Annotated in this window: 11 protein-coding genes and 2 tRNA genes; 7 read left to right on the top strand and 6 right to left on the bottom strand. The window is 34.5% G+C overall.

Annotated elements, in window-relative coordinates; genetic code table 11:
• Positions 1-15: 15 nt before the first annotated feature.
• Positions 16-88: transfer RNA gene (locus tag NQ163_RS18780), tRNA-Lys, on the top strand.
• A gap of 152 nt (positions 89-240) precedes the next feature.
• Here the strand turns inward: NQ163_RS18780 and NQ163_RS18775 are convergent.
• The 3 genes from NQ163_RS18775 to NQ163_RS18765 form a co-directional block, all read right to left on the bottom strand.
• Positions 241-2,598, bottom strand: coding sequence for a TonB-dependent receptor domain-containing protein (locus tag NQ163_RS18775; protein ID WP_268191869.1), 2,358 nt, complete (start codon positions 2,596-2,598; stop codon positions 241-243).
• A 151-nt stretch (positions 2,599-2,749) separates the two neighbouring features.
• On the bottom strand, positions 2,750-3,640 hold the full coding sequence (locus tag NQ163_RS18770; RefSeq protein WP_268191868.1) for a LytTR family DNA-binding domain-containing protein: 891 nt from the start codon (positions 3,638-3,640) through the stop codon (positions 2,750-2,752).
• Positions 3,641-3,795: 155 nt separating this feature from the next.
• Positions 3,796-5,163, bottom strand: coding sequence for a peroxiredoxin family protein (locus NQ163_RS18765; RefSeq protein ID WP_268191867.1), 1,368 nt, complete (start codon positions 5,161-5,163; stop codon positions 3,796-3,798).
• 217 nt (positions 5,164-5,380) lie between these two features.
• Here NQ163_RS18765 and NQ163_RS18760 point away from each other — a divergent pair.
• The 6 genes from NQ163_RS18760 (at position 5,381) to NQ163_RS18735 (ending at position 12,438) form a co-directional block, all read left to right on the top strand.
• Positions 5,381-5,453: transfer RNA gene (locus tag NQ163_RS18760), tRNA-Lys, on the top strand.
• A gap of 689 nt (positions 5,454-6,142) precedes the next feature.
• The gene (locus tag NQ163_RS18755) at positions 6,143-7,963 is read left to right on the top strand and encodes an HAD-IIIC family phosphatase (protein WP_268191866.1); all 1,821 of its coding nucleotides are present in this window, start codon (positions 6,143-6,145) and stop codon (positions 7,961-7,963) included.
• A gap of 151 nt (positions 7,964-8,114) precedes the next feature.
• Entirely contained in the window at positions 8,115-8,681 is a 567-nt protein-coding gene (locus NQ163_RS18750) for an RNA polymerase sigma factor (RefSeq protein WP_268191865.1), read from the top strand.
• Positions 8,682-8,784: 103 nt separating this feature from the next.
• Positions 8,785-9,333, top strand: coding sequence for a hypothetical protein (locus NQ163_RS18745; protein WP_268191864.1), 549 nt, complete (start codon positions 8,785-8,787; stop codon positions 9,331-9,333).
• Between the two features lie 54 nt (positions 9,334-9,387).
• A complete protein-coding gene (locus NQ163_RS18740; protein WP_268191863.1) occupies positions 9,388-10,449 on the top strand; it encodes a hypothetical protein in 1,062 nt (353 codons plus the stop codon).
• 216 nt (positions 10,450-10,665) lie between these two features.
• Complete coding sequence (locus NQ163_RS18735; protein WP_268191862.1) at positions 10,666-12,438, top strand: aminopeptidase P family protein; 1,773 nt, start codon at positions 10,666-10,668, stop codon at positions 12,436-12,438.
• A 29-nt stretch (positions 12,439-12,467) separates the two neighbouring features.
• Here the strand turns inward: NQ163_RS18735 and NQ163_RS18730 are convergent, their stop codons facing one another.
• The 3 genes from NQ163_RS18730 to NQ163_RS18720 all read right to left on the bottom strand — a co-directional run bounded on the left by NQ163_RS18730 (position 12,468) and on the right by NQ163_RS18720 (position 14,468).
• Positions 12,468-12,878 (bottom strand): secondary thiamine-phosphate synthase enzyme YjbQ, encoded by a 411-nt coding sequence (locus NQ163_RS18730; protein WP_268191861.1) that lies wholly within the window; start codon positions 12,876-12,878, stop codon positions 12,468-12,470.
• A 265-nt stretch (positions 12,879-13,143) separates the two neighbouring features.
• A complete protein-coding gene (locus NQ163_RS18725) occupies positions 13,144-13,584 on the bottom strand; it encodes a hypothetical protein (RefSeq protein ID WP_268191860.1) in 441 nt (146 codons plus the stop codon).
• Between the two features lie 458 nt (positions 13,585-14,042).
• On the bottom strand, positions 14,043-14,468 hold the full coding sequence (locus NQ163_RS18720) for an arsenate reductase/protein-tyrosine-phosphatase family protein (protein WP_268191859.1): 426 nt from the start codon (positions 14,466-14,468) through the stop codon (positions 14,043-14,045).
• Positions 14,469-14,559: the final 91 nt, after the last annotated feature.

Below are 14,559 nucleotides of genomic sequence, written 5' to 3'. Positions count from 1 at the left end.
AAATAAAATCAGGATGATTCCTTAGCTCAGCTGGTAGAGCACAACACTTTTAATGTTGGGGTCCTGGGTTCGAACCCCAGAGGGATCACTAAAGAAATGAAGAGTTGCCAATATCTTGGTGACTCTTTTTTTATACCTGAAACTTCCTTAGGGTGAGAAGTCTATCCCGACTGAGGCGGATCAAGCATAAACACCACACAACTTTTCTGCTTGATCCAATATGCAATACTACTACCACAACTAAAACCCCTTCCCCTGCTTTCCCCCTTCTACTCGATTCCTTCTTTCAATTTTAGCTCTCTGCTTTCCCCACTTGAATTGGTAGCTAGCCTGAAGACGAACAAAGAAGGTGGACACATGTACCTGTCCTTTTGTATTTGAATGGTAATTTGGCCCTGAACTTCTTACTGCCGAATAGGTAAAATCTTTTTTTAATGGAATGGTTGATGAGATTCCGAGTTTCAAACCACTTTTAAATGAGCGATTAAGCGAACAAATGTAGATGGCATTATAATAGCGTCGATTCTGCAAATCGTATGAGGGGCTAATGTATTGAAAAGTACATGAGGCAGAAAGTTCATTGGTCAGGTTCACTCTTGATGAGCAGCCAAATTCGTATCCCGAACTATTCTTTTCTACAATCCCCAATTCTCGGGCCTGTTGATTCGGGCTATCGTACCTCCTGTATCCTTTCAAATAGGGAGTAAGGCCAATGGATTTGCTCAAACTAAGGGCAGCGCTAATTTTGAATCCGTACTCTTTTCTTTCGGCCAAATTGGCAATATTATATTCCAACAAGTCGTCTTGATTCACAAAAGCATGATTTTGAATCTCATCTTTGGATAAGACATGGTAAAATTCTGTGGAAAGGTGGCTCTTTCCCAATGAAACAGAATGTTTCAGGCTAAATTGATGATGAGAAGCGGGAATCAAATCGTAATTTCCTCGTTTGATACTTACAGGATCAATGCTCGTTGCAACCGGTGTCAACTGATAAACATGCGGACGCCTTAAGCTTCTTCTGTAGTTCATCTGTAGGTTATGTTTTTTAGCAAGCTGCCAACCCAATTGCACATTAGGAAGAAAAGAAATTTCTTCTTTTTTCTCACCATAGTCTAAACCAGTGTATGAATATTCGCCTCGTAATCCAATACTTGCGTTCCATTTCTTATTGGCATATGAGAAAGCCAGGTAAGCCGCATGAACATCTTCCTGATAGCTGAATTCCGAGGAATTTCTGTCCTTCATGTCACGCAACTGGCTTTTCCATCCTGCGTCCATCTTTATTTTTGATGCAAGCTGAGAGGTATAATCTATGCGAAAACCAATAAACTGATTGTGTGGCTTTACACCGTTTAAGCTTGTGCTTTCCTGACTATCATACAAAATGGAATTCTCTCCTCGCAGTCGAAAGTAATTCAAATCAAAAGTGATCTCACTTCCTTCCTTGGCAAACAGATGCTTGTAAAAGATGGAATAATGCGACAAGGTGTAGTCGTTTTTCTCCAATCTATCCCTTGACTCTCTTACATCATTACTCCCATCGGTATTTAATTCCATATTGGCTGTACCTTCAAAGCTTTGAGTCTCCGGACAAACAAAGGCATACAAACTAAACTGATTTTGAGAATCGAGATAATAATCGGCTCCCATATGAATATTGTGTTTCCAATTTTTTTGTCTTAAATCCAAAACAGAATTGAAAGTTTGTAATCCTTTATCGGTATTTATCATTTTGACATTCTCTTCTGAATTGTCGAAATATCTGAGTTTTCCACTATAGGAAGTGTATACATTTAATTTCTTGTTGTTGTAATTCAATCCAAAAGTTGGGTCCAGGAATATTTCCTGTGAATTAGTAGGTATTTCGGAGAAGATATGTCCGCTCATTCCTTCCTCTCTTTTCTTTAATGATACATTGATTACCCCGGTAATATGTGCATCGTATCTGGCTCCGGGATTTCGTATGATTTCTACCCGGTCAATTTGTTTGGCATCCAATTGCTCCAGGTATTGCACATCACGTTCCTTTCCATCCACCAAAATTTTAATATTTGTACTGCTTTCCAGGCTGATATTCTTCATCAAATCTACCTGAACGCCCGGAAGGTGTGTTAGGATATCAACACCCGAATTAGAGCTGTTGTAAATTTTCTTATTCATAAAAAAAGTTGTACCCCTATCAGATGTCTGTGCTTTCTTACGTTCCGCCACTATCAATGCCTCTTGCATGTGAATACTTTCCTCCTTCAAAGGAAAAGTTCCCAAATCACAATTGTTTTGATTGTCAAACTGAACTTGTAACATGCGCGTTTGATATCCAATAAAACTGATTCGAAGCAAGTAATTTCCTCTTTTTACTTTACTGATTTCGAAATATCCATCCTGATTGCTTGTTGTGCCTGTCAGCAATGAGCTATCTGCTTGATGATGTAAGGAGATGGTGGCAAAGGCAATGGGTCCATTATCAATTTGATCGATAATTACTCCATGCATTACTTGTTTTCCTTCTGCACATAGTATGTTTATATGTATGAATAAAAGAATAAATGTGAATAGTGCAGATCTTTTCACATCGGTTTGATTGTAACAATTCATGTTTCCTGACTGGTTTAATTTTACAATTGATATTCATTGCAAAGTCAGTAAATACGGGCAGAAGAGACAAATGTATGGTACAGACATCATGAATTTGTGACAGATGACAAATCCACTCCTGGCTTATTTAGAAAGTTGTTACAAGTGGTAATTAATTGGGATGAATGGGAAGCTTAGATTTTTTCAGATTAAGTTCCAACTGGTCGTAGTTGGCAACATTCTGTCGCGAAACAGGCAAATCGACATCAAGCCCATCAATACTTAATCTATAACCTGAGCTATTTCCTTTCTTTTGGCTTACCTTATTTACATTCACAATAAATGCCCTGTGGATTCGTATCAGGTAAGGAATCTCACTCAATTGCTTCTCAACATCCCCAATCGAGTTTCGAAGCATTTCTTTCTGAATCATATCATTCTTAAGAAAATGGAAAATTACATAGTTCCCATTCGATTCTGCATACAAGAATGATTCCGGATCGAAGCTAATGTCTCCTTTTTTTAACTTGGAGTTGATATGAATTACTTCGTTCTCATTTGCATGAGCATTTAGATCCACAACAACCTGCTGAGAATTTGAGGCAAATAAAAATCTGCTATTCTGTATGCTAATAATAGAATATGGCAGAATCCCCACAGTTAATGTACTTTTTACCGAATCGAGAAAAGTGTAAATATTCCATCTCCCCACTGGATTTTCCATTACAAATCCTACGAAATAATTCCACACTCCCAATATTAAGAAAAGTATCACGCCAAATTCAACTTCTTTTAAAAGTGTCCAATTCTCTTTGCTCTTAAAGTTTGGAAGTAATTTCAACACTTTTATCATGAAATATAAAGGAGGCATTAGAGCCAACAAATAAATGGCGATGGTAACTTCATAGCTAAAAGGATCGGAACTATTGGTATTTTGTGGTCTATACAAAATGGTAAATAGATAGCAGAACACTGCAACGATTAGAGTTCCAATAAGTGGCTTGCGTATAATGTAATTTTGAGAAAATTTCTGGTTTAGCCAATTAAAGCTACTAAAGTTCATGATACAGGTTCGTAATTAGTTTTAATGCTAAATATAAGCATAATATCAGGAAATGGATTAATGCTTGATTTGAACTTGGGTCAAAACATCACCGAAATCCATAACCATTAAAGAAAGCACATCATACACTTCCATCTATTAATTGAAAATTGAAATCACATAAAAATCTCAATCAACTTCTGCTCCAACTGAAAAAAAGTTTGTGGTAAAGCAATGGTTTTCAATGAAGAATCGATTAAAAACATGCTTGGCGTAACAAATGTATTTAACTGGCTGGCCACTGTTCCATGTAATCCATCAGTATCGCAGGAATTAATCCACGGATAAGCTCCATTCATTATTGCAGATTTCCAATAATTCAGGTTGCCATCCAAAGAAACTGCTACAACCTCTAAACCTAGTTCCTTATAAGTATAATATATCTCCGAAATTTGCGAAAGCATATTCACACTATGCTCACAACTCCCCGACCACACAATTAGTAAAGTCACCTCACTATTCACATTGCTTAAATTCTGCATTCTACCATCATTGGTATGATATAAATGAATATCAGGTACTTGCCAACCTTTTGTGATGGCTTTATAATTATTGATCCTGCGCTTTATTGTTTTGGTATTCAACACATATTCACAGGTATTTAAAATACGGTAGGCATCACTTACAATGTGGTATACTTCGAAATACTCTTCTTCAGGAAAACGATTCATCAGGTAGTTGGCCATGTATTTTTGCGATCCTGGATTTAATTCTGTCAACCAGAACAAATTGCCAATTAAATCCTTAATTTCTTTATAGTTACCTTCACTTATCAAATCAGTAATTTTCTGTGCTTTTAGGTATTTCGCTACTTTTTCGTAGTAAACAGGAGTTCCAGTTAGGAGTGAATCCGAAAAGGCAAAATAATCGAAGAAGTGTTTCAGGTAAAAATCATCTGCTTTTTGTCCTTTTAATTTTACATCCGGAATCAATTCTTGCTGAGCCAGCGCAAAACGTGCCGACCATGCATCGATGTGTGATCCCCATAAATCTTTAAGCAGATTGCGTTTCGATTTTTTCAGTTTTTTAAATTCCGAATACTTCTCTTTGAATAAAGAATCCTTCTCATTTAAATTCAGCAAATCTTCTCGCAAGTCCTCTATCGATTCATTTAATATTGAAAATTCAGATAGGTAGTATTGGTATTGATAATTCTCATCATTGTCTGGAAACTGCAGTTCACCATCTTCCATTGATCCAGACAAAGAGAACCAGAAATCTTTTCCATCAATTTTAATATCAATCTTATTACTCTTATTGGCAATTCGATAGAATCCAGGATTTCCCTCCCAATCAAATCGAATTACACCATTATAATCAACCTTGGCACTATCTACAATAAAAACTCCTCCATCATCACCAGTTAAAAGAATGAAATTTTCTCCTTTATGGTCCAACATTTCACCTTTCAAACTCATTTTATCTTGTCCAATCGCTAGTAGCGGTATTAGAAAAAACAGGATTGCAAGTAGTTTTCTATACATATAACAAAATTGCTTATTATTTATAATTTCACTTTGTAAGTAAACGTAAAGGTACGCAATCCAATTATTCAAAACCATTATTATATATTTTTTGTCAAAAGTGAAAACAAAGAAAATCATAAGCACAAAACAATCAATTATTAATCAATCCTTCTAAAATTCATTTGCTTTTGATTTATTTTCAAAAATTCATTTTTTTCTGTAATTTAGAAATCCCGATTCCTTAGCTCAGCTGGTAGAGCACAACACTTTTAATGTTGGGGTCCTGGGTTCGAACCCCAGAGGGATCACTAAAAAAAATGATGAGTTGCCAATATCTTGGTGACTCTTTTTTCATGCCCGAAATTTCCTTAGGGTGAGAAGTCTATCCCGATAGAAGCGATAGCGGATCATCGGGAAACCCCAGAGGGATCACTAAAAAAAATGAAGAGTTGCCAATATCTTGGTGACTCTTTTTTTATGCCTGAAATTTCCTTAGGGTGAGAAGTCTATCCCGATAGAAGCGATAGCGGATCATCGGGAAACCCCAGAGGGATCACTCAAGAAAATTGAGTTATCGAGAATATCGGCAACTCTTTTTTTTATCAGTAAATATTACGGTACGCTGTACCTTTAGCATTGCCAATTATTTAACTACTACAAATATTTAAGGTGCTCCACACCTAAGTAATCATCACCTCTTATTCATGAAAAAGCAGCGGAGCCGTGTAATCTTTGTTGTTAATACATTTTAAGAGTAAAATAAGTACAGAGCACCGTAACTTTCTCTTTAAGATAAAATATAATTCGGTAAATGTATTGGTTAAAATATTCACTGGGAAAGCAAGCATCTCTCTGATCAGATCTACTTGTTCTTAAAAACTAAACTTTATCAATTTTGATCAACCCTCCTATTCTCCTCATGAACAACACCTTAATTGATTGTTATTTTTATTTATTCTATATAAATTTAACGTAGACTAACAATTAACTACAAAATATGGAATCAATTAAACTGATAATTTGGGATTTAGATGATACATTTTGGAAAGGAACTTTATCGGAAGAAGGGATTATTCCTATCAATGATAACATTCAACTAATTAAAGATCTAAGCTCAAGAGGAATTATCAATTCAATTGCTTCTAAAAACGATTTTGAAAAGGCTAAAGCCAAACTAATTGAATTAAAGATTTGGGAATATTTTGTATTTCCGCAGATCAACTGGAATCCCAAAGGCAACAACATCAAGCAAATTATCAGTTCAGCACAGCTTCGTCCTGCAAATGTTTTATTTCTAGACGATAACCATTTAAATCTGGCCGAAGTAGAATTTTACAATCAAGGAATTCATACCAAAGAACCTGATTTCATTCAAGAAATTAGCAAACACAAAGCTTTTTCGGGAAAGGATGATACCGCACTAAGCAGATTGCAGCAGTATAAAATTCTTGAAGAAAAAGAGAAAGAAAAAGAACATTTTTCAGACAATATTCATTTTCTGGAATCATCGAATATTCACTTGGCAATTATAGAAAATTTAGAACCTATAATTGATAGAATTCACGAACTCATTAATCGAACCAACCAAATCAACTACACCAAGAAAAGAATTGGTAAAAATGAATTGGAAGCATTGCTAAAAAATCCTGATTATGAATGCAAAGCTGTAAAAGTAAAAGATCGATTTGGAGAATATGGAATTGTAGGATTCTATGCCTTGTATAAAAGTAAAAACCAGCTGGCGCATTTTCTGTTTTCTTGCCGTTCGATGAATATTGGTGTGGAGCAATACATGTATTCCAAACTCAATTTCCCAGGATTAAAAAGAGTGGGTGATGTTACTGTGGAATTGAATTCGCAAGATCAGCCACACTGGATCATGGAAGTTGATGATTGGACAAATAATAATCAGAACAAAGATTCTTCATCAACCAAAATACTTTTAAAAGGAGCATGTGATTTAAGGCAAATGGCGCACTACCTATCGTATAAAGATTTGGAAGTGGATACCGAATACAATAACGTAAACCAGAACAATCACCCGATTCCCAAAGCGCATACCGAAATTCTTTTGCAGTCAGAAAGCCTGAACAAGGAGAGTAAAAAAGAACTAATTGCTTCCATTCCATTTTTAGATCAGCAGGTTTTTGACACTAAATTGTTCTCCAACAATTACGACATTCTAGTATACAGTCTTCTGATTGATTATACAATGGATTTGTACCAATCGAAATCTACAGGAGTTAAAATTCCATACGAATCCTATTCCGATTTTGTAAATGAAAAGAAAGCTGAATTTGTTACACGTTGTAAAAAGCACGAATTCAAAAATATGAATGAAGCCTTTTATGATTTTTTCAGCACTGAATATGATTTTATTGGACAGATTACGGAAGATCAATTAATCAAGAATCTCGAAACCATTCGAAAGAAGGTAAAAAAGCCAATCATATTTATTAATGGAGCCGAAGTTGATACTCCGCTTAGCAATCAATCGGAATATGGCAAAGCCAGAGCTCGTCACGAAAGAATGAACAATGCTGTAGAACAATTCTGCAATTCGCACAAGAACACCTACATTCTTGATGTGAGAGAATTTATTACTGAAGTAGATATTAACCATAGCATCAGACATTACAAAAGGTCAGTGTATGAACATATGGCCAATGGGCTCATCGCCAAAATTGAAAATATCAAGGACCAAAAACTGGAAAGAAATGAGCTTGAATACCATTTTAAACGCAGCCTAAAAATTTTCAGATCAACAATAAAAGAATTTGCAAAAATTATTCTTTCACGTGCAAGCTCACTTTTTTAATCTCCAATCGCATCAATATCTGTTATTTACAAAATATTCTTTCCTTAACACTATCTTGGTATTTCTTTTTAATTATATTTATTCTCTCAAATAATTAAAAAGACATGCAACGCATGATTTCCGCAATCGTCATTAGAATAGAAATTGATTAATGAGCTCATTGTACCAAAACATTCACCAAGATTTAATTGAGCTTTGCGGAAAGAACGATCCCAAAGCACAATTTAAGATTTATAAATTATACTATAAGGCAATGTATAATTCGTCTTTGCGAATCGTAAAAGACGAATCGGAAGCCGAAGATATTATGCAGGAAGCATTTCTGTCTGCATTTAAAAATATCAGGAAGTATAAAGGAGAAGTTAGCTTTGGTGCCTGGTTAAAACGAATCGTAATTAATCGTTCTTTGGATAGCTTAAAAAAGAAAAAGCTTGAGATTTTCCCTTTGGAAAATGAGTTATACAAGCTGAAAGAAGAGGAAAGCAGTTATGAGATTGAGGATACCAAGGAGCAAATTGATATCATTAAAAAAGGGATAAACCTGCTACCAACAGGTTACCGTATCATATTGAATCTGTACTTATTGGAAGGATACGATCATGAAGAGATAGCAAAAGTTATGAATGTAAATGCATCAACATCAAGATCACAATTTTTGAGAGCCAAAAAGAAACTGATTCAAATATTAGAAAAAGAGAAAACCAAAAAATTGCTGTAAACCGTTCTCTTATTGCCGTTAATACCAAATGACTACACCACCATGAAGTATTAACATTAAAAAAAGAAGGTTACGTACAACAATTCGAATAAAACTTGTTTGTATGAAAGAATTGGAAAAAGTACTTAGGGAACACAGGGAAGCATTCGATGATCATGATCCTGGGAACGATCATTTTGAAAACTTTCTTGGAAAATTGAACAACGAACAAAAAAAGAAATCTCTATTTGGGATGTCAAGACTTTTAAAAGTGGCAACAATAGCTATTTTTGTGGTCATTTCGGGGATTACTGGATATCAGATTCGTAAAATGCAATCTCCTGTAGAATTGGGTCTCGGAGCTATATCTCCGGAATATCAGGAAGTTGAATTGTTTTACACATCAAATATCGACAGCCAGTTGAGGATGATTGAGCGAATGGGAAGCTTTGATAATAAAGAACACCAAAACATTTTATCAGAAGAACTGAAAGAGATGGATATACGCTACAATCAACTAAAACAAGAATTAAAATTGCATCCTGATGATGACAGAGTAATTCAGGCAATGATTGAATATTACCAGGTAAAAACCAATATTTTAAACAGGATTATTGAGCAATTGTACCAGGTAAGAAAACAAACAAAAACAAACCTGAATGTCTCGGCATAATTCAGAAAACAACCACTAGTAACAAGAATTTAAAAGCATAAAAATAGAACAACGATGAAAGCATTTAAATTTAAATTTTCGGCTATCCTATTGATTTTAGTTATGGGATTTGGATTTAATTCCTTTGCTACAGATGAATATGAGAAAGAAATTATAGAAGTATTCACGGCTAAAAAAGGAACTGAATTAAAAATTAGCAACAAATATGGTGATGTTGACATCCATAATTGGGAAAAAGATTCCGTTTCGGTAAAGGTTTTAATTACCATTGAAACTACCAGTGAGGAAAAAGCAAAGTTGCTTTTCACCAATATAGATATCAATATGGATAAAATTGGTGATATAATTAAAGCTGAAACCAGAATGTCAACCAAGTTTAAAACTGGTAAAAAATTCAGTATCGATTATAAAATTTTTATGCCAGAGTATATTAAACTTGATGTAGTCAATAAGTTTGGGAATATATTTATTCAATCGACCAAAGAGAAAGCAAACATCAACCTAAGTTATGGAAATCTAAAAGCAGAAAAGCTTCTGTATCCGGAAGAAAAACCTGTTAGTACCATTAACCTGGCTTATGCTAAGGCAAGCATTGAAGAGTGTAACAGAACCAAACTTACTTTAAAATATTCGAAAATGAATATTGGAACAAGTAAGGCCTTAATTGTAGTTAGTCGTTATTCTAAACTGCATTTAGATAATAATGAAACTATTTTTGCTGATTCAAAATATGATGCTTTCAACATTGTAAATACAGATGTATTTAGAGTAAACATGGGACAATATTCTGACTTTAGAGTCGAAAATGTAAATAAGGCATTAGAGTTGACTCTTAAATATGGTAATTGTAAAATCGACAATGTTTCTAAAGATTTTGAAAGCATTAAAGTGGATAACCAATACGTTGCAAGTCGAATTGCAATTGAAGATGGAGCATCATATTCGCTTGAGGCTGAAACCAAATATTGTGGTATCAATTATCCGAATAATGCACAAATAATTCAAAAGATCGTTGACAACTCGGAGACATATTTGAAAGTGATTGTTGGAAATTCAACTGATCCTAAAGGAAAAGTAAAAATTAACAGCCAATATGGAAATGTTAGTTTAAAATAAAAAATACAATTCGAAGAAACCTCTTTTTCATAAGGAAAAGAGGTTTTTTTGTGTCAAATTATATTTTCATTGATTTTTTTAAGAAAGGACTCTTCTCAATTCCTAGGGAAATTCGAGTAAATTTCTACTCAAAATCAATTCAAACTGTGACCATATTTTTAGTCAAACTCAGCTTATTATTGTAATTTTATGGCCTAAACAATAACAAACCTAAAAATGACTATTGCCGAAAGAGTAAACGCATTGCGTTTTCTAATGAATGAAAAAGAAATTAACGCTTACATCATTACCAGCTCAGACCCACATATGAGCGAATACGTTCCTTACAGATGGACCAGTCGTCAATGGATTTCAGGATTTACCGGATCGGCAGGAACAGTTGTTATCACCGAAAACAAAGCTGGTCTTTGGACAGATTCCAGATATTTCCTACAAGCAGAAAAAGAGTTGACTGACAGTGGCATTGAGTTATTCAAAATGGGAACAGAGAATACTCCCACACCATATCAGTGGCTAACTACCGAACTGGATGTAGATGCAAATATTGGATTCGATGGAACTTGCTTTTCAGTTGCCGAAACTCGCAATTTAAAAAACAACTTAGGCGATTTAGGAATTCATATTGTTGAAGAATTTGATTTAATCAATGAAATATGGAAAGATCGCCCTGCTTTACCTAATGGAGAAATCTTTGGTCATGATTTAAAATATTCCGGCAAAACCAGATTTGCCAAGCTAACCAAGATTCGTAAGAAAATGGCTGAATTGGATTGCAACTATCATTTTGTAGGAAGTATGGATGATATTGCATGGATCTTCAATTTACGTGGAAGCGATGTTGATTACAATCCGCTGGCATTGACTTATGCGCTTATTGAAAAAGAAAAGGCTACGATTTATTTAAACGAAGGTAAAGTTCCGGAAAGTCTAATTAAAGATTTGCTGGAAGATGAAATTGAAATAGCTGATTACAATAGTATTTTTAATGATTTAGAAGAAATACCTGGCTCTGCCAATGTTCTTTTGGATATTAACAGAACAAACCTTAGAATTTTCAATTCCATATCGGCAAACATTATTGAAAGAGAAAACCCAACACAACTTTTTAAGAGCACTAAAAATGATGTAGAGATTGAAGGAATGAAAAATGCCATGAAAAAAGATGGTATTGCCTTAACACATTTTTACTATTGGTTGGAAGAAAACCTTGAAAATACCAAAGTTACCGAATTTACGGTAATGGAAAAATTAAAGGAATTCCGCTCTCAGCAAGAAGGATTTGTAGGTGAAAGTTTTGGAACCATTTGTGGTTATAAAGCTCATGGAGCACAACCACATTATCATACAACAGAAGAAAGTAATGTTGAGATTGAAAAAGAAAGCATTCTTTTAATTGATTCTGGTGCTCAATATCTTGATGGAACAACAGATATTACCAGAACCATTCCTCTTGGATGCTTAAGCGAAGAACAGAAAATAGATTATACTTTGGTATTAAAAGGTATGATGCAATTGTCAATGGCAGTTTTCCCGGTAGGAACACGTGGTTGCAACATTGATGCTTTAGCAAGAATGGATTTGTGGAAAAACCTACGCAATTATGGTCATGGAACAGGTCATGGAGTTGGTTGCTTTATGAATGTGCACGAAGGTCCTCAAAGCATTCGCCAGGAACTGAAAGATCAAGCCATTCTAAAAGGTATGATTACGTCGAATGAACCAGCATTGTACCGAGATGGGAAATATGGAATTCGCCACGAAAATCTAATTCTTTGTAAAGATGCTGGATCGTCAGAATTTGGTGATTATTTGGAGTTTGAAACCATAACACTTTGTCATTTCGAAACCAAAGGCATCATTGTAGAATTATTAACGCAAGAAGAAAGATACTGGCTGAACAATTATCATCAAAAAGTATACGATATTCTTTCTCTAGATCTGGATGAGAAACACAAAGCCTGGTTACGAGAAAAAACACAATCTATATAAAAAAAACGCCTCAAAATGAGGCGTTTTTTTTATGAATATATGGTAACAACAATTTTGCGACGTCCTCCTCTATTTCTAAATTCGCACAAATAAATCCCCTGCCAAATTCCCATATTTAATTGGTGATTTGTAATGGGAATAGTCAATTCTGTTCCCATCATAGAAGCTTTTACATGTGCAGGCATATCATCTGCTCCTTCGAACACATGTGTATAGTAAGGTTCATTCTCCGGCACCAAATGATTCATAATTAACTCAAAATCATCCCGAACCGAAGGATCAGCATTCTCGTTAATGGTTAGTGCTGCCGATGTGTGTTTGATAAACAGGTGCATCATTCCTGTTTCTGGTAAATCAGGCAAATTTCTTCTTATTTCTGAGTCAATTAAGTGATATCCTCTCGAATAAGCGGTTAAAGTGATTTCTATCTGTTGAATCATTACTTGTTATGGTTTCTTCAAAATTAATACGTATGCTAATTTAAAAATTCGTGCAAGTAATCGCAAGCATTCAACGATCAGCTTTAAACCAGATACAAGAATCTTTAAAACTTTTAACTGTTCGTTTTCTGATTACCGTCTACAATTTAACGATTACTGTGAAAAGAAATTCCCGGCTTTGAATTCTGCTTCGATGGCAATCTTGCAAAATATTCAAAACCGGGAACCGCCTTACTTACCTATTGATATGCTAGTCGATTATATCTCAATGCCTGATCCTTGCTTTAATCTTTACAGGATCGGAACTAAATATCTCTTTAACACGAGCAATCATTTGATTCTCGGTCATATTATCTTCCGATTCAATCTTTCTCACTTTATCATTAAGATTGGTATTCTTATTTATATGCTTTGCCAGATGTACTTTTGTTTCAGCAGGTCCAAACAGGTAAATCTCCTCTGCATTCTCCAGTTTAGAACTTATATTTTCAAAATACTGCTTAAACTGATGTCTGCGTCGGTGAGTCATTCTCTTTGCCGGATTAATAAACTGATTCCCCATTCGGGAATAAGCCTTTGTTTCTCCTTTAAAACGCACTCTTGTTTCAACTTCCGATTCAATTGTTTCAATATGACAATTGCCACTTTCAAGTGTAATAATGTAGGCTTTTTCGGTATCTAACCAAACTCCAATGTTTTTTTTCATCTTCGCCTCCTTTTGTATGAATATTCTAAAAATAAATTGAACTGCTTAATTCTTTTCTGGATTTTGAGAAGGTTTACTCCGATAGGTTTCCTGAAGTATGTCTATAATAATATGGAACATCACAAAGATCTTAAAATATTGATTTTACATACATTAGAAGCCCAATCGGATCTATTTTAAAATTACGAATAAATCACAGCCATGTCAAGCAAGTTGGTAAAAAACAAAGCTTATTCAGACAAAATAAATCTGATGAAAATAAAAATGTTTGAAACTCAATTTCAAATAAGAAATTGACAATTCGTAATGGTACTTATCCAGTGAATTCTTCCAAATTCAGATGAATCAGCACAAAAAAAGAGATCCAATACATGAATCTCTTTGTAAGGTTAACACAATGTACTTTATCAAAATAAAGTGCTATGCAAACAAAATCTATTATCAATAAATCTGTTAATTTATGATACAATCTGGAAACGTTCCTGCACAAATACAAAGCAAGCATCATCAATTGCATTACATACTGCATTGTAAGCTTGTAATTTTACCTTCTCCTCTCCTTCTACAGTCACAGGATTTGGCACATCAAATACTTTTACTTCAGGATTTCCTTTTAATTCAGGCAACCTACTTGAAAGTTCTTTATCAAAACACAATACATAGTCAAAACTATCCTCTTTTATTTCGCTCAAAGCTTTCGATTTGTATTCAGGAATGTCCATAACAGCTTCGGCCATTGCTTTCTGTGCCAAAACATTAATTATTCCTTTCTCTAATCCGGCACTCCAAACTTTTAAATGCTTTTTACCATAGTAATTCAGCCATTTCTCGGCCATTTGCGAACGGGCTTCGTTCTTCTCGCTTATTACTAAAACTTTCTTCACAGTTTTCTAATTTTTGTCAATTGGAGCAAAAGTAAAAAATTATTCAGTTAATTTTTTGAATCATTTAAGCTTATTACTCTTAACAAGTATA

The organism is Marinifilum sp. D737, from assembly GCF_026672275.1.
Lineage (GTDB): Bacteria > Bacteroidota > Bacteroidia > Bacteroidales > Marinifilaceae > Marinifilum.
This window is presented reverse-complemented; position numbering and strand designations above follow the sequence as displayed.

Bases quoted from the DNA above. Each gene is read 5' to 3' on its own strand.
- NQ163_RS18775 (WP_268191869.1), bottom strand. From the start codon at position 2,598: ATGAATTGTTACAATCAAACCGATGTGAAAAGATCTGCACTATTCACA.
- NQ163_RS18770 (WP_268191868.1), bottom strand. From the start codon at position 3,640: ATGAACTTTAGTAGCTTTAATTGGCTAAACCAGAAATTTTCTCAAAAT.
- NQ163_RS18765 (WP_268191867.1), bottom strand. From the start codon at position 5,163: ATGTATAGAAAACTACTTGCAATCCTGTTTTTTCTAATACCGCTACTA.
- NQ163_RS18755 (WP_268191866.1), top strand. From the start codon at position 6,143: ATGGAATCAATTAAACTGATAATTTGGGATTTAGATGATACATTTTGG.
- NQ163_RS18750 (WP_268191865.1), top strand. From the start codon at position 8,115: ATGAGCTCATTGTACCAAAACATTCACCAAGATTTAATTGAGCTTTGC.
- NQ163_RS18745 (WP_268191864.1), top strand. From the start codon at position 8,785: ATGAAAGAATTGGAAAAAGTACTTAGGGAACACAGGGAAGCATTCGAT.
- NQ163_RS18740 (WP_268191863.1), top strand. From the start codon at position 9,388: ATGAAAGCATTTAAATTTAAATTTTCGGCTATCCTATTGATTTTAGTT.
- NQ163_RS18735 (WP_268191862.1), top strand. From the start codon at position 10,666: ATGACTATTGCCGAAAGAGTAAACGCATTGCGTTTTCTAATGAATGAA.
- NQ163_RS18730 (WP_268191861.1), bottom strand. From the start codon at position 12,878: ATGATTCAACAGATAGAAATCACTTTAACCGCTTATTCGAGAGGATAT.
- NQ163_RS18725 (WP_268191860.1), bottom strand. From the start codon at position 13,584: ATGAAAAAAAACATTGGAGTTTGGTTAGATACCGAAAAAGCCTACATT.